9 protein-coding genes are annotated in these 16,427 nt (G+C 61.6%); 5 read left to right on the top strand and 4 right to left on the bottom strand.

The features are described from left to right. Positions 1–20: 20 nt before the first annotated feature. Positions 21–461 carry a cupin domain-containing protein gene (locus EK373_RS12910; RefSeq protein ID WP_198683256.1) on the top strand — a complete coding sequence of 147 codons (441 nt, stop codon included), beginning with the start codon at positions 21–23 and terminating at the stop codon, positions 459–461. Between the two features lie 4 nt (positions 462–465). Here the strand turns inward: EK373_RS12910 and EK373_RS12905 are convergent, their stop codons facing one another. Then, positions 466–936: a nuclear transport factor 2 family protein gene (locus EK373_RS12905; protein ID WP_129643039.1), complete on the bottom strand. Its 471-nt coding sequence runs from the start codon at positions 934–936 to the stop codon at positions 466–468. Between the two features lie 219 nt (positions 937–1,155). On the opposite strand from EK373_RS12905, the gene EK373_RS12900 reads away from it, so the two are divergent. Genes EK373_RS12900 through EK373_RS33345 form a run of 4 tightly spaced genes read left to right on the top strand, consistent with a single transcriptional unit; the run spans position 1,156 to position 9,813 of the window. Then, a complete protein-coding gene (locus EK373_RS12900) occupies positions 1,156–3,885 on the top strand; it encodes a TonB-dependent receptor (RefSeq protein WP_157994343.1) in 2,730 nt (909 codons plus the stop codon). Between the two features lie 14 nt (positions 3,886–3,899). Continuing rightward, positions 3,900–5,069 carry a glycoside hydrolase family 88/105 protein gene (locus tag EK373_RS12895; protein WP_129643037.1) on the top strand — a complete coding sequence of 390 codons (1,170 nt, stop codon included), beginning with the start codon at positions 3,900–3,902 and terminating at the stop codon, positions 5,067–5,069. Further along, positions 5,066–6,310 carry a DUF4861 family protein gene (locus EK373_RS12890; RefSeq protein ID WP_129643036.1) on the top strand — a complete coding sequence of 415 codons (1,245 nt, stop codon included), beginning with the start codon at positions 5,066–5,068 and terminating at the stop codon, positions 6,308–6,310. Before EK373_RS12895 ends, EK373_RS12890 begins: the two co-directional genes overlap by 4 nt. Beyond that, positions 6,310–9,813, top strand: coding sequence for an oligogalacturonate lyase family protein (locus tag EK373_RS33345; protein WP_198683255.1), 3,504 nt, complete (start codon positions 6,310–6,312; stop codon positions 9,811–9,813). The genes EK373_RS12890 and EK373_RS33345 overlap by 1 nt, the downstream gene beginning before the upstream one ends. A gap of 162 nt (positions 9,814–9,975) precedes the next feature. On the opposite strand, the gene EK373_RS12880 is transcribed toward EK373_RS33345, so the two are convergent. The 3 genes from EK373_RS12880 to EK373_RS12870 form a co-directional block, all read right to left on the bottom strand. Continuing rightward, on the bottom strand, positions 9,976–11,439 hold the full coding sequence (locus tag EK373_RS12880) for a pectate lyase family protein (protein WP_129643035.1): 1,464 nt from the start codon (positions 11,437–11,439) through the stop codon (positions 9,976–9,978). After that, complete coding sequence (locus EK373_RS12875) at positions 11,439–12,767, bottom strand: glycoside hydrolase family 28 protein (protein WP_198683254.1); 1,329 nt, start codon at positions 12,765–12,767, stop codon at positions 11,439–11,441. Before EK373_RS12875 ends, EK373_RS12880 begins: the two co-directional genes overlap by 1 nt. A 231-nt stretch (positions 12,768–12,998) precedes the next feature. Beyond that, entirely contained in the window at positions 12,999–16,364 is a 3,366-nt protein-coding gene (locus tag EK373_RS12870; RefSeq protein ID WP_198683253.1) for a DUF4450 domain-containing protein, read from the bottom strand. Positions 16,365–16,427: the final 63 nt, after the last annotated feature.

The raw sequence follows: 16,427 nt of genomic DNA, 5'->3' as shown, positions 1-16,427 counted from the left end.
TTCGTGTACAGGAGCCCGTTGTGATCACTCTTCGCGATATGACTATTGCCGCTGTGTCCGTGACCGCGACGATCGGCGTTGCCACACTCGCCACCTCGAATCCCAAAGTCATGAGCTCGACGGCTCTCGACTGGGACGACGTGCCCGTCAACCAAGAGGAAGTCCGCGCCGTCCGTCAATTCTTCCGCGCGCCGACCGCGACGCTCGATGAGCTCGAACTGCACGTCACGACGCTGCCCGCCGGCGCCACCTCGCACGCACCTCACAAGCATCCCAACGAAGAGCTGGTGATCGTGAAGGAAGGCACGGTCGAAGTGCTGGTCGATGGCAAGATGAAGCGCGTCGGCCCGGGCGCCGTCGTCTTCAACGCCTCGAACCAGATGCACTCGCTGCGCAACGTCGGCAACGGCCCGGCGACTTATCACGTGATCAACTGGACGACGGCGGCGACGCCCCGCTGATTACTCACAGCCCGAGCTCGCTCAACCCCGGGTGATCGTCCGGCCGCCGTCCTTGCGGCCAACGATACTTGCGCTCCGATTCGGCGATCGGCAGATCGTTGATGCTGGCGTAACGGCGCTGCATGAGCCCGTTCGCATCGAACTCCCAGTTCTCGTTGCCGTAAGAGCGATACCAGTTGTTGGCATCGTCGCGCCATTCGTAGGCGAAGCGCACGGCGATGCGATTGTCGCCGAACGTCCACAGCTCTTTGATGAGTCGATACTCGAGCTCGCGGCGCCACTTGCGCGTCAGGAACTCGACGATCTGCTCTCGTCCCTGCGGAAACTCGGAACGGTTTCGCCACTGGCTGTCGACCGTGTATGCGAGCGCGACGCGCGCCGGATCGCGGCTGTTCCACGCGTCCTCAGCTAAGCGAACTTTCTGAATCGCGGTCTCGCGAGTGAAGGGCGGCAAAGGGGGACGTGCGTCGCTCATGAGATTGGCCTCCGTTGTCACAAGAAGAATCTACTCACTCGCACACGCGCGCAAGCATCAATCCAAATCACGCATCGCGCGATCCACAACGGCACTGAATAAAGCGGATTCGCGGGGTTGTCACCGGTGTCAGCGTTCAATAGGCTAGTTCTGAAACCGCGTTCAGTTATGAAAACGCGCGTTGTCGCGACAAGAGAATCAAGCTCAGGGGATTGGATGATGCGCAAGGGTTCGAAACGCGGTCTCGCTCATTGGGCCGTTCGTTCGGCGGCGGCAGCTGCTCTCACCACCACAGCCGCCACACAGGTCACCGCTCAGGAAGTCGAAGAAGTCGTCGTCACCGGCTTTCGCCAGAGCTTGAACAAAGCGCTGGACGTGAAGCGCGAAGAAATCGCCGCCGTCGACTCCATCGTTGCCGAAGACATCGCCGACTTTCCCGATTTGAACCTGGCCGAAGCGATTCAGCGCATTCCGGGCGTGACGATCAATCGCGAAGGCGGCCAGGGCCGCACGATCACGGTTCGCGGTCTCGGCGGCGACTTCACGCGCACCAATATCAACGGCATGGAAACTGTGGCCGGCTCCACCGGCAATCGCGGTCGCGGCTTCGACTTCAACGTGTTCGCCTCCGAGCTGTTCCAGAGCATCGTGGTTCGCAAAACGCAGACAGCCGACCTGGACGAAGGCTCGCTCGGCGCCACCGTCGATCTGCAAACCGCGCGGCCCTTCGATTACCAGGGCTTTCGCACGGCGCTGTCCGGCCAGGCGAGCTTCAACGACGTGACCGAAAACACTAACCCACGCGCGGCCGGGCTCATCAGCTGGTCGAACGACGATCGCACCTTCGGCGCCCTCTTCTCCGCGGCGTACAGCGAGCGCAATCCTTTCGATGAAGGCTTCGGCACCACTCGCTGGGGCGACAACGGCCAGGCAATCATCGATCGCACGCCCGGCAGCACTTCGAATCCCACCGGCAACTTCGGCAGCTGTCTGCCTTGTGCGTCACCCGACGAGTTCACTGCCGTGAATGAAGGCTTCCATCCGCGTATTCCGCGATATGCGGAGAGCCTGCTCGAACAGAAGCGCTACGGACTGACTGCCGCGCTTCAATGGGCGCCGACCGAAAAGACGCTGCTCAACTTCGACGCTCTATACGCCTACTACAGCAGCCAGACCGAGAACGCGAACGCCGGCTCCATCTCCTTCAGCCGCACCAATGCGACAGGCATCAACGAGACCGTGGTGCGCGACTACGCGCTGGAAGGCGACAATCTCGTCTACGGCGTGTTCGACAACGTGGATCTGCGCTCCGAGAACGGCTTCGAGCGCCACATCACCAAGTATCACCAGTTCACGCTCAGCGGCACGCACGAGTTCAGCGACACGTTCCGGCTCAGAGCGCTGGTCGGCACGAGCGAGAACGACCTCGACACGCCCTATAACTTCTCGTTCGCTTACGACGCGCTCAACGTCGACGGCTACACCTATGACTTCCGCAACGGCCAGGACCGCATGCCGTACCTGGTTCACGGCATCGACATGACCAATCCGGCGCTGTGGACGCTCACCGAAGCGCGTCGGCGCGAGAGCTCGGTCGTCAACAGCTACGACACCGGCAAATTCTCGCTCGAGTTCGACGTGACCGACGGCCTGACGTTGAAAGGCGGCGCACTGGCCAAGAAGTTCGAAGTCGACATGCAGGACTTCTCTTCGGGCGGAGCGCTGGCGGCGGATCGACGGCTGGTCGGGGTCGGCAGCATCGCTCGCAACCTGCCCGTAGGTCGCGATCTGAACATTCCTGCAGGCTCGGACCGCAACTACATCGTGCCGGACGTGTGGAAATCTGCCGGCTACGTCGGGCTGTTCACCGATCCGACCTACGCACTGACAGTCTCGACCGGCGACACGCGCAACGTCTCCGAAGAGGATGCCAGCGCGTTCCTCGCCGTCGATTTCGAGTACGACGTGTTCGACATGCCACTGCGTGGCACGACCGGCGTTCGCTACGCTCAAACCGAAGTGACTTCCACAGGCATTCTGAACCGCACCGGCGTCGGCAATGAAGTCGTGCGTGTCGACAACGAGTACACGGACACGCTGCCGTCGCTGAACCTGGTGCTCGAGCCCAGTCAGGATTTTCTGGTGCGCTTCGGCGCAGCCAAGGTGATGGCGCGGCCGTCGCTCGGGGATCTGACGCCCGGCGGTACCGTCAACGTGGGCTCGCGCACGGTGAGCTTCGGCAATCCATTGCTCGATCCGTTCCGCGCGACCAACTACGACCTCGGCGCCGAGTGGTACTTCAAGGATGAGGCGTTGCTGGCCCTCGGATTGTTCTACAAGGACATCAAGTCTTTCAGCGTGAAAGAAACCCGCGGCCTGCCGTTCACAGAAACCGGCTTGCCGATCGATCTGCTCGCCGGCATCGATCCGGCGACTGCGTTCGAGGTCACCCGCAATATCAACGGCGAGGGCGGATGGATCCGCGGCCTCGAGTTCCAATATCAGCAGCCGTTCTCGTTTCTGCCGGGCGCCTGGAGCAACTTCGGCTTCATCGGCAACTACACTTACATCGAATCCAGCGTGAAGTACGGCGTGGATCCGAATGGTCACGGAATTCGCAACGACCTGCTCAATCTCTCACGCAACACGTACAACCTGACGTTGTACTATGAAACGCAGAAGTTCAGCGCGCGGGTCTCGTCTGCGTTCCGAGGCAAGTACCTCACCGCCTTCCCGGGCGGCAATGGCACCACCGAGGAAGGCGTGAACGATGCGACCAACATCGACGCGTCCGTCTCGTACAACGTCACCGACACGCTCACGGTGTCGCTGGAAGGCATCAACCTGACGGACGAATACACGGACTCTTATGTCGACCAGGACAACCTCGTGTCCCGCTATCGCCATACTGGTCGGGAATTGTTGCTGGGCGTACGCTGGACGTACTGACCTCGAGGACCCTCATGTTCGCCCGACGTAACGCAGGAGTCATCGCGACGCTCATCTCCAGCGTCGCGATGTTGGCAGGATGCTCTACCGCTTCGGACGCGCCTCAGCGCGCGTTCGATCCGACCATCGCCACGAAAAGCTACTTCTCCAATTGGCCGGAGGGAGCCGATCCCGCGGTCGTCGGCCGCCGGATCGCAAACAACTTCGCCGCGCGCGGTTTCGACTTTCAGGTGAACTCCTTCCACCGCTGGATCATCTATCCAGAGGTCTGCGCCTGGTACGGCGCGTTGCAAGTCGCCCAGATCACCGAAGACCAGAGCTTGCAACGGCAGCTCATCGGCAAGTTCGATCAGTTCCGCACGCCCGAAGGCGCGAGACGGCTCAGCCCGCGCTCGCACGTCGATTACCGCATCACCGGCGTCGTTCCGTTGGAGATCTACCAGATCAATGGCGACCCGTCGTACCTCACGCTCGGCCGCGACTTCGCCGATAAGCAGTGGGAGAACACGACGCCCGATGGCATCACGACCGAGGCGCGCTACTGGTCGGATGACCTTTATATGTTGCCGGTATTGCAGGTGCAGGCGTATCGCGCGACCAAGGATGCAAAGTATCTGGATCGCGTATCCATGACCATGGTCGCGTACCTGGACAAGCTGCAACAGCCGAACGGCTTGTTCCTGCACAGCCCCGACTCTCCTTTCTACTGGGGGCGCGGCAATGGCTGGGTCGCGGCCGGCATGGCTGAAGTGCTGTCGGTGCTGCCGCCAGAACATCCGCACTACAACCGCATCATGCAAGGCTATCGATTGATGATGGCTGGCCTGCTGAAGTATCAGAGCGCGGACGGGTTGTGGCTGCAGCTGATCGATCAGCCGGACTTCTGGCCCGAGACCTCGGGCAGCGCCATGTTTGCCTTCGCGCTGGTCGAAGGCGTGAAGCGCGGCTGGCTCGATGCATCGGCTTACGGTCCGGCCGCTCGCAAAGCCTGGCTCGGTCTCGTTCCCTACGTCGATGCTGCGGCTAACGTTCGCGAGACCGTCGTAGGCACCAACAAGGCTTCGAAAGAAGTCGGACCGGATCTCGAGGTGCAGAAGAAATTCTACTTCGACCGTCCGCGCAAGACCGGCGATCTGCACGGCCAGTCGCCGATGCTGTGGACCGCCGCAGCGCTGCTGCGATGATCGAACGTACTGCGCTGGCGATCGGCATCGCCGTAGCGCTGAGCCTGTCTGCGCAGGCCGCACTCGCAGCGAAGGCAACTATCGTTCTTCACAACGACGCCAGGCTTGCGCGACCGGCGGAAACCATCGTCATCCCATTCACCGAAGTGAAGAAGGCGCTGCCCGACTTGACGTTCGATCAGGTGATCGTTCGCGACGCGAAGGGCGCGGTCATCCCGTCGCAAGTCACGGCGATGAAGCACATCCATCGCGGGCCCGCCGAGTATGACGACCTGATCTTCCAACGTGACTTTCGCGCGAACGAATCGCGCGTGACCGTCACCATCGAATCCGCCTCCAAACCGCAGCCGCCCTTCCCCAGCAAAGTGTGGGCGGGCCACGTGCCGGAACGGTGGGATGACTTTGCGTGGGAAAACGACGTAGTAGCTCATCGCGCCTACGGCCCTGCTCTCGCGCAGCCAGTTGCTGGCAAAGATCAGATGACCAGCAGTGGCATCGATCTGTGGACCAAGAAGGTCCCGTACCTCGTGACGGATCGCTGGTATCGCAAGGGCCATGACGGCTTGCACACGGATACGGGTGAAGGCCTGGATTTCTACGAAGTCGGCCGGGGTCGTGGTGTCGGCGGCGTGGGCATTTGGGATGGCCAGCAGTTGGCAGTCTCGGGCAACTGGCAGACGAACCATGTCTACGCAAATGGTCCCGTGCGCGCGATCTTCGAGCTCACCTACGAACCCTGGGACGCCGGCAACGGTGTGAAGATCACCGAACGTAAGCGCTTCATCGTTGACGCCGGCCAACAGCTCGATGAGGTGCACAGCACGTTCGATTTCACGGGCGACCCGCTGACGGTGGCGATCGGCCTCACCGAGCATCCCGCCGCCGCAAACGTTCAAGTGAGTTCCGACGCACGCAGCAAGCTCATCGCGCTGTGGGAAAAATACCAAGATCACCCATCTCACGATGAGCTCGGCACCGGCGTCGTGTTGGCGCCCGAAGCCGAGTTTGCGGGCTTCGCGCGCACCACTCCGGCCGCGAAAGGTCGGCCCGATAGCTTGGTGCTCGTGAAAGTCAAACCGGGCGAGACCATTCGTTACTTCGTGGGTGGCGCGTGGAGGCCGGCCGGCAAGTTCAAGTCAGCCGCGGATTGGAATACCTATCTCACATCGAAAGCAGCGCGGATCGCCGCGCCGATTCGAGCGGAGATCAATGGCGTGCAAGTGACGCTTGGAGGTAGTTGATGCGATTCAGTTTGAGCGCGGCGCTGGTGCTGTTGCCAGCCGTCCTTTCAGCCACGCTACAGGTTGCCGCGGCCGCCGAGCCGGAGCCTCCCACCGAATGGATCGATCAGGAAACCGGCCATCGTGTGATTCGCCTGTCGAAAGAGCCCGGCACGGCGAGCTTGTATTTTCACCAGAACAGCTACTCGCCCGACGGCAAAAAGCTGGTCGTCACCACCGAGCACGGCATCTCGACCATCGATCTGGCTACGCGCAAGATCGCGGAAGTCGCCAGGGGCGACAACTTGCGCATCATGATGACAGGCCGCAAGAGCGGCAATGTTTACTACACGCGCCAGGACGAGAAGGACAGCAAGGCGCGCTGGGTCTATGCCACTCACATGGACACGCACAAGACGCGCAGGATCGCGAAAATACCCCGCGGCAGCCTGGTGTCCGTGAATGCCGATGAAACCCTGCTGCTCGGCTCCTGGGTCAATGGCGAAGAAATCCAGGTCGGCGAGGCGCCGAAGGAGCCGCAGGTCGGTCCGGACGGCAAGCCCATCACCTATCACCAGGCCCGCGGCCTGCGCATCCGGCAAGTGTTCGAGCAGCGGCTCGAGCGCACCATTTTCACGGTCAACATTGCGACGGGCGAGCTCAAGAACGTTCATACCGCGCGCGACTGGCTGAACCATCTGCAATTCTCGCCCACCGATCCGAACATGATCATGTTCTGCCACGAAGGGCCGTGGCACGAAGTGGATCGTATCTGGACGATTCGCACCGACGGCTCGCAACTCACCAGGATCCATGAGCGCACCATGCACATGGAAATCGCCGGCCACGAGTTCTTCTCGGCGGACGGCAAGACGATCTGGTACGACCTGCAAACGCCGCGCAGCGAAGTGTTCTGGGTCGCTGGCTACAACCTCGAGACCCGACAGCGCACCTGGTACAACCTGACGCGCGATCAGTGGTCCATTCATTTCAACGTGAGCCCCGACGGTACGATGTTCGCGGGCGACGGCGGCGACGAGGCACAGGTCGCCGAGGCGAAGGACGGCAGGTGGATTTATCTGTTCCGTCCCAAGCTCGCGGAGAATCGCGCGACCGGTCCGGTCTCGAAGCAGAACCTGATTCACGCAGGACACTTCGAAGCCGAGAAGCTGGTCAGCATGAAGTCGCACCACTACCGCCTGGAGCCCAACGTCACCTTTACGCCGGATCAGAAGTGGGTGGTGTTCCGCTCCAACATGCACGGTCCGACGCACGTGTATGCGGTAGAGATCGCGAAGGCCGACGGCACGGCGACCACGAGCAGCAACGAAGCAGCTCGCATCGATCGTCGCGCGCTCACGCAACGTCACAACCCGACGCTGACCCAGATCGACCCTTCCGCCCCGCTCATGGTCGGCAACGGCAACATTGCATTCACTGCCGACATCACCGGACTGCAGACTTTCCAGGATCAGTACTCGGCGCTCGTACCGCTGATGACCCAAGCGCAGTGGGCCTGGCACAGCTTTCCGAATCCGCAAGGCTTCAAAGAAGCGGATGGCTTCACGCAGATCGACGTGCGCGGCAAGAAATATCCATACGCATACTATTCGGATTGGCAGGACGCCTCTAAACCCGCCATAGCATGGCTGCGCGAGAACCCGCACCGATTCTCACTCGGCCGACTATCGCTCTATCTAACATCGAGCGACGGCAAGCCGGCAAAATTCACCGAGCTTGCCGAGCCCCGGCAGACCCTGGACCTCTGGAGCGGCTCACTCACGAGCCGCTTCTCGTTTGAGGGCAACGAGATTCAAGTGCAGACACGCGTGCACCCGACGCTCGATATGGTGATGGTCGAGCTCACCTCGCCGCTGCTCGCGACGGGCCGGCTCGGCGTGGATGTGAAATTTCCGGGCGTGTCGGCCAAGCTCAATCCCGATCCGGCGGACTGGAACCATCCTGACAAGCATGAAACGATCGAGCGCGCTCGTGACACACGCCGCCTGAAACTCGACCGCGCCCTCGACGACACTCGCTACTACGTCGCCGCGCAGGCCGACACCGATGTGAAATTCACTCCGTCGGGCCCGCACACCTATCGCGTCCTTCCCACCGGCCGGCCCGATCGATTGACGCTGATGGTTCAGTTTGCTCCCGAGGCGATTCGCGAAACGCTTCCTGACGCAGCGACGGCGAAGAATGACACGACCACGCACTGGAAGAACTATTGGTCCCAGGGCGCGATGGTGGATTTCACAGGCAGCACCGATCCACGCGCGAGCGAGTTGGAGCGTCGTGTCGTGTTGTCGCAATACCTGATGGCGCTGAACGGTGCCGGCACGTTGCCGCCGCAGGAAGAAGGATTGTTCTCCAACAGCTGGAACGGCAAGTTCCACATGGAAATGCATCCTTGGCATTCGGCGCACTTCGCGCTTTGGGGCCGGCCGGAGCTGCTCGAACGCAGCATGTCCTGGTATCTGCAGCACCTGCCCGCGGCGAAGAAGCTCGCTGCCGAGCACGACGTTCGCGGCGCCTGGTGGCCCAAGATGGTCGGCCCCGAAGGTCGCAACAGCCCGAGCAAGGTGTCGCCGTTCATCATGTGGCAACAGCCCCATCCGATTTATCTGGCCGAGCTGCTGTATCGCGCTCAGCCTTCTCGCGACACGCTCGCCAGGTATCAGGAGCTGGTGTTCGCGACGGCGGACCTGCTCGCTTCGTTCCCACATTTCGATGAGCAACGCGGTCAATACGTCATCGGTCCACCGATCATTCCGGCCCAGGAAGTGTGGGCCCCGCTGGCGACGTTCAATCCAACCTTCGAGCTGGAGTACTTTCGGTTCGGGTTGACGACGGCCCAGAAATGGCGCGAGCGGCTGGGCCTGCCGCGCAATGCCGATTGGGACCGCGTGCTCGCGAAGTTGTCGCCGCTGCCGGCGAAGGATGGTTTGTATGTCGCGACGGAGTCATTCCCGTCCCTCTGGGATCAAGCGCGCAGCACGGAGTGTTCGAATGGGCGTACTACGCATGACTGCTTCAATCGGGATCATCCCTCGTTCCTCGGCGCGTTTGGATTGTTGCCAGGAGAGAGCGTGGATCGACCGACGATGAAGCGCACTTTGAACGCGGTCGCAACGTTGTGGGATCTACGACAGACCTGGGGCTGGGATTATCCGCTGATCGCTATGACCGCCGCGCGCTTGCACGAACCCGAGACCGCGATGAGCTTTCTTTTGTTCAACGGGAAGAACAACCAGTACGGATTGAGTGGCATGACGCCACGCGTACACCTCGACGAACACGCCGACAGCTTCGTGCCCACCGCCGATGGTTCAGCGAAACCTGTCGGGCCAGATGGTCCGGGATACACGCGGGCCGCGGAAACTTATTTCCCATCGAACGGCGGATTGCTGCTGGCAGTCGGAATGATGGCCGGTGGCTGGGACGGCTCCACCGGCAACGCGCCCGGATTTCCAAAGCAAGGCTGGGTTGTTCGGGCAGAGGGGCTTCGCCCCTTGCCCTGAATGATCGAGTCCAGACTGGACTGGACAAAACTCATCGAACATAGGACGGATGCGACCGCGTTCGTCCGGGTGCTTGAAAACCAGCACGGACGCGTCGGCACGTCGCCGAGGCGGCGTGCGAACCACCGAGGCCTCTCCTCTCCGGCCTCAACGTCAATGCAGCTAGGGCACGAGACCGTTGAGATACACCTCAATGTTCGAATACCCGCGCTTATCGATGCTAGCGGCATCAGCCGGATCACGCGGATTCAACTTCTGCGCCTTCTCCCAAGCATCCGGCATCCCATCACTGTCCGCGTCCGGCGCGGCTACGCCAGCGCGAAGCTCAGGCCACCCACCTACTTCTTTCTGACTGTTGATCAGCTTCCCAGTCTTGTCGCGCACCGACGCGACGATACGCTCATCAACCGCATCACGCGCCTTCGACGCCCCCGCCGACTCCAGCACACGCTTGTACGCCTGCGGCGCCGTCTCCGTCTTCACCGGCCCAAACTTGAACGGCTGTTCCGCCTTGAAGACGACCGGCTTCTGTGAAGTCACAACCAGCGACCACTGATCCTTCACCAGCTTGCCATCCATGTAGTTGCCCGCGAAGTGCGTCTTACCGCTCGCGTTGCGAATGTACAGCGCGACCGGTCCGCCGGTCGCCGAGCCCTGCTGGTACCAGTTATTGACGAAGTTCGAATGCGTGTTCGCGTTACTGTTCAGGTCCGCACCGGCAGCGAAGCGCGAAGTGTTGTCGGGCCGACCGTAGAACGGATCCATGTTGTAGCCCCGCTCCAACCCCGGCTGCCAGTTATAGAAATCGGTCGTCGCACCCGGCCCCCAGTTGTAGAAAACGTTGTTCCTGAAGTCCATCACGATGCCTTCCGGATCGTCCTTCGCGCCGGCGTAGTTACCGATGCGCGGCATGCGCGCCTCGTGATGCGCCCACAGATTGTGATGGAAGGAATAGCGCGCGCCGTACGAGCCCTGAATCAAGCTGCCATAACCGTGTTGCCCCTTCTCATGGCCGGCATCGTTCAACGACTCGGAGATGATGGACCACTGCACGGTCACATCCGTCAAATGTTTCAAACCCGGCTCGACCCGCTGCGTCACCGACAGCGTCTCATCGTTCGACCAACTCACCGAGCAATGGTCGATGACGATGTTGCGCCCCTGCCCCACGGAAACCGCATCGGCTTCGAGCTTCATCTCATCGCCCATACGCGCACGGATGTAGCGCACGATGACTTCATTCGCACTGATCTGCAGCGGGTAATCACGCACCGTAATGCCGCCGCCCGGCGCGGATTGGCCGGCGATGGTGATGAAATCGTTGCGGATCTGCAGCGGGCTCTTCAGTCGGATCGTGCCATCGACGTCGAATACGACGATGCGCGGCCCTTCCGCTTCCACGGCTTCTCTGAGCGAACCCGCACCAGCATCGTTCAGATTCGTGACTTTGTAGACCTTGCCGCCGCGACCGCCTTTGGTAAAGCGCCCGAAACCTTCCGCGCCCGGGAACGCAACTACCTCCGCCGATTGAACATCCGCCAGCGCGATCCGAGCCGAGGGCAAACACGCAACCGCGACGGCGGCAGCAACGGCAGCACGGACTCTGTTTTCAACTCGACACTTCATCAAAGCCCCCGCACATTCTTGGACTGCTTCAGATCCACCGGCTTGCCGTCGAGCGACAGAATGGTCACGTCCTTGAACGAAAAGTCCTCGGCATTCGCAATGCTGCCAGCCGCCCACGCGTCCAGGTGCAGCCGCTCGAAGCGGAAGTTCTTCAGTGGCTTCTCCGGATACGCCGAGATCTCGAACGCCGTCTTCGCACCCACCGCCTGCACATCGTGCACGTACACATCGCTCAGCTGCGGAATGCCGCGCTCTTTCGGCACGGGGGTCGACAATGTCTTCCAATAACCGGGGTAGTCTTTGATGCCTTCCGGAATCTTGGCGTAGCTGTACGCCGGGTACCAATTCAAGTTCACGCGCATCACGACCGGCACGTCCTGCATGAACACGTCGGAGATTTCGATGCCGGAGATCGAACCGCCGCGCGTCTGAGCCGACTTGAACAGAATGCCCACGGGCGTCGGGTGATACACCTTGATCCCGGAGACTTTGACGTTCCTGAAGCCGCCGGAAGTTTCGCTCCCGAATGTCACGCCAGCAGCCGCATCGCGAATGATGCAATCCCGGATCACCACGTCCTCGGTCGGCCGCGAGACGCGCAAGCCATCGGAGTCGCGTCCCGCCTTCATGCACAACGCATCGTCGTTGCATGTGATGTCGGCCTTCTCGACCAGCACCTGGCGCGAGGAATCGATGTCGATGCCGTCGGTGCTCGGACCGCGTCCACCTTCGTTGTTGCGAATGATGACGTTGTAGACCGTCACATCCTGGGAATAGCAAATGTGCACGGTCCAGAAGCCCGCGCGATACAGCGACAGATTCTCGAGCCGCACGTTCTGTGCTTCGAAGAACTGGATCAGACGCGGACGCCGGCAATCGTAGTCGGCAGCCCAGCGAATGCCCTTCGGATCGTACTGACGGCGCAAATTCCAGTAGCTGTCCCAGAACACCTTGCCGTTGCCGTCGATGATGCCGTCGCCCGTCAGCTTGACGTTCTGCTCTTTGTAAACGTTGATGAGCGCCGCTGGCCACGTCATCTCGATGCCGGCCGCGCGCGTCGGCAGCAAGGGATAGTCTTCGATGTTCTGCGAGCCCTGCAGCCGCACGCCCTGGTCGACCTGGAAGGTCACGCCATTCTTGAGGAACAGCGAGCCGGTCAAGTACACCCCGCCGTCGAAGATCACCGTACCCTGCGTCTTCGCCGCCGCGTCGATCGCCGCTTGAATGGCCTGGGTGTCGAGCGTCGTGCCGTCGCCCCTCGCGCCGAAGTCCTTTGCTTGATACGTGTTTGGCTGCTTCGGGCTCGAGCCGGCGGCGCTGCTGGCCATGGGGACGAGCGAACTCGTTACCCCCGTGAGCACTGGCATTGCAACCGGCGCAGCCGCCAGAGCCTGCAGCAATGAGCGACGCTGTATCGACATAGGACTCAGATCCGGGAGGTGCTTGGGAGGATTGCGAGCGCGGCGGCGAATGCTTCTGGGGGGCTTAACTCATCCACGCGCCGCGCTCGACTTACTTGATGAACGATCGATTGTAGGCCGGCATGCTCGTGGATCAATTTAAAGAGCGTCCCGAGGCATGCACACTTTGGATTGATCGTCGCGTGCCAGCGTCACTGCCATCAGCCCGATGACCACATCGTTGGCGAGCGCCCGAACCGTGAGCGATTTGAGCGTGCGCTGCTCTTCCAGCGGGAAATCCAGAACGGTGGCCGCGCCGCCAGCGACGGGGCCGCCCGCGGCGGTTTGCTCGGACGAGGCCGGGCGCACACGACCCGACTGCAGGTCGATTCGCGTCGCTCGCGTGGCATGCAGTGGGAACTGATAGCCGTCGGTCAGATAGTCCTGATCGATGGGCCACCATGTCGAGGGATTGCGCAACGGAAACCGCGTGGTTGTTCCATCGGTGTAGGCAATCACGATTTCGCCGTTGTCGAGCCGACTCTGCATGTGATTCGTCGAGCCGGCCATGAGCAGGTGCGCGTGCCTCGCTCGGCCGCACAAGGGAATCGCCGCTTCACGCGGGTAATTGTCCCATTGAGAAGTAAAAATGGCATTCGCCGCACCGGGCTGCCCCGGCGTCCTGAAGACGATGCCGTCCGGAAGTACGAACTGATTATTCGACGCCGTCGCGAGTCGGCGCAGGCCGGAGTCGTCGATCTGCGCCATCGCGTTCACGTGTCCTGCCCAGGCACCGATGCCTTGCGCAGGCAAAGCAAGCGATACGTACGGCGAACGCGGTGTCCTGTACTTGCCCTTGCGGAAGATCTCGGTGACGCGATCGTTGAACTTCGCATCCAAGTTGATCGGCTGGAACTGCATCTGCGCCGAACGCTGATATGCCGTCGTCGGCGAGGGTTCCGAGGTGACCGGCACGTCGAGCGACGGCTGCCACCATGTGAACGCACCTTGCTTCGACCGGGTGAACCGATTGCCGGGAGCATCCTTCAGCTGCAGCCTCGCGCCAAACCATTCGATCTGCACGACCGCCGCTTGGTTTGCCTTCAACGGCGTCAGGATCTCGAGCATCGGTCGGCCGACGGATTCCGAATCTGCATGCCACTGAGCTTGCCGACCGTTGACCGTGACACTCGCAACTTTCTCGTGTGTCGCCGGCACTCGCAGCTTCACTGACTTGAACTGGTGTGCGTCGGATGGATCCACCGTCCACCGATCCACCAGGCCCTCACGCGCGAATGCGAGTTTGAGATTGGCATGCGCGAGGCTCGCGCGTTGCCAGTGCGACGGTAGTCCGGGTCGTAGCTCCAGAACGCCGCTCAGTGCGTCCGGCTTGACTCCGAACAGCCCTTCGACGATCGCACGCGCCATCACACCGGAGCCGTCTGCGAAATCGCGCTGAGCTTCGCGGCGATATACGTCGAGGTGATTCATCGAGCCCACGTTGCCCGGCGAGATGCCCATGTACATGCTCGCGAGCAGAGCACTCTTCGCCAGCCGATAAGCCGCATCGGCGCGACCCGCCTGCCAGAAGCCGAGCGCCGTGTGCAGGTTCTCACCCATGACGACGTTGTTGATCGACCAGGAATAAGGCATCCAGTTCGTCGTGGCAAACATTTCATACCGCTGATCGTCGGGCACGCCGCGGCCCGTCACAGGCAGTCGAGGATTGAGTCGCTCGACGGCGCTCGCCATCGACCACGCCTCACTTGGTGTCGGCACGCCGGAATCCATCGTGTGATAGAAGCTCCAGAGCCCGGCGCTCGGATGCACGAGCTGTAAACCCAGAAGATCCTTGTACTCGGCAAATGCTCCCTCCTGGTCCTGCCACAGGTAATGGCGCATGGCACTGCCAATTGCGTCGGCCTCCGCTTCGTATGGCCTCGCATCTTGGCCGAGCAACTTTGCGAGCTTCGCCGCCATTCGGTTGTGATACAGGTTGTACGCGGAGGCATAGGCAACGCCGCCACCGCTGTACTGCAGATCGTCGCTTGCCCAGATCTGCGCGTACGCTTCATACAAAGGCAGATCTCGCTTGTCGGCGAACTGGCGCCGGAACAAACGTTTCTCCCAGGCAAGATGCCGCTCAACGACCGGCCAGGCTCGTCGAGCAAACTCGAGATCGCCCGTCCATGCAAGATGGCGGAACAGGGCGTCGATGAACCCCGCATTCATATCGTAGTGCGCGTTGGCCATATCGCCGTTCGAATGCAGGCCGGCCTCACTACGGGCGAGATTTGCGCTTTCATCCGCCGGTGGCAGCTGGCCCGGAATCGGGTCCGTGTTTTGCCGCCCGAACCAGTGTTCGAAGTTTGCTCGTGCGCGCTCATGCCATCCCAACGCATCTAGCGCATACGGCCCGCGCCAGCCGAGCAACTTTGCGCGCCACGCGATCGCTCCGTGCATGATGGCTTGCTGAGGCTCGTCCCAAACGGCATCGGCTGCCACATTTAGAGCACCGACCGCTGCGTTCAAGAATGGATCGGGCGTATCGATGGTCACGCGCGTGCGCAGAGCTGCGAAGTGCTGACGCGTAGATCGGAAACGCGACGGCAATTCAGCTGCTTTGAATTCCGCGGCGAGCTGAGCGCGGGCGGCTGGAGCATCCGCGTTCTTTCGCTCGGCGGTTACTGAGCTGTAGACATCGAGTTCTTTGGTCGCGTCGGTATCGCTCGCCAGACGCTGGATAGATAAGTATGCCGGCGCTTTCGTGAGCGGCAGAGCACCTACGACCAATGGCTTCGACGCAGCGGTACCTGGCGTGTGATCGCGTACCGCGAACAGCGACTCGATCCGCTCCCAATACTCCGCATCGGCAACGCTCATCCGGCCCGATGGCGAAGCAACGCCGACCAGTGTCGCCGCCTTCGCTTCGAGTCTGAACCGCCCTGGCGGACCTGTTTCGATTCGATTGTCAGCAGCGAACTCTGGCTTCGGCTGAAACCACTCACTGATCGGCATAGGTTCGGTGCCGATGTCACCGTCGCGCTTGCCGCGTTCTCCGTTGACACCGCCAAATGCCCACAGCAGCTCGACTCCGGCCGTTACATTCTCCGGCGTAACTTGCAGGATCAGACCTTCGGTGTCGTGATAGGCGAGCGCGACGATTCTCAACACACCGGCCGCGCCGAGCAGAGGATCGCGAATCTCGTAGAACAACTCGCCAGGGCGATAGCCGCTTGTGATATCGGCTGCCGAGTGCAGCCAGCGCGTTTCGCCTCGCGCGCGCAGCGCCAAACGCAAATTGCCGCCGCGCCCCGGTAGATACAAAACGAACTCCGGCCTGTCGCCACCGTCGAGCCGAAACGCGGTATTGCCACCGTAAAGCGGGCGATTGAACCGTTCGGCCCCGTTATGGATGACGAACGCATCTCCCTGCGGCTGGTACCGCAGGGGGCGTTCGATCAGCGCCTTGGTGTTCGGATGAATCCCACCGACAGCAGACGGCGCCTGCGCATGCGCAACCACAGCGGCACACGCGGCGAGAACTCCTACTGCAATGACCCTCCATCTGTGGATCGACCGACACTC

The sequence above is a fragment of the Peristeroidobacter agariperforans genome, from assembly GCF_004138335.1.
Taxonomy (GTDB): domain Bacteria; phylum Pseudomonadota; class Gammaproteobacteria; order Steroidobacterales; family Steroidobacteraceae; genus Steroidobacter; species Steroidobacter agariperforans.
Note: the sequence above shows the minus strand (reverse complement) of the source record. Positions and strands in the feature narration are given on the sequence as shown.

Excerpts from the sequence above, each read along its gene's own strand:
- EK373_RS12905 (WP_129643039.1), bottom strand. The coding sequence starts at position 936 with ATGAGCGACGCACGTCCCCCTTTGCCGCCCTTCACTCGCGAGACCGCG.
- EK373_RS12900 (WP_157994343.1), top strand. The coding sequence starts at position 1,156 with ATGCGCAAGGGTTCGAAACGCGGTCTCGCTCATTGGGCCGTTCGTTCG.
- EK373_RS12895 (WP_129643037.1), top strand. The coding sequence starts at position 3,900 with ATGTTCGCCCGACGTAACGCAGGAGTCATCGCGACGCTCATCTCCAGC.
- EK373_RS12890 (WP_129643036.1), top strand. The coding sequence starts at position 5,066 with ATGATCGAACGTACTGCGCTGGCGATCGGCATCGCCGTAGCGCTGAGC.
- EK373_RS33345 (WP_198683255.1), top strand. The coding sequence starts at position 6,310 with ATGCGATTCAGTTTGAGCGCGGCGCTGGTGCTGTTGCCAGCCGTCCTT.
- EK373_RS12880 (WP_129643035.1), bottom strand. The coding sequence starts at position 11,439 with ATGAAGTGTCGAGTTGAAAACAGAGTCCGTGCTGCCGTTGCTGCCGCC.
- EK373_RS12875 (WP_198683254.1), bottom strand. The coding sequence starts at position 12,767 with ATGGCCAGCAGCGCCGCCGGCTCGAGCCCGAAGCAGCCAAACACGTAT.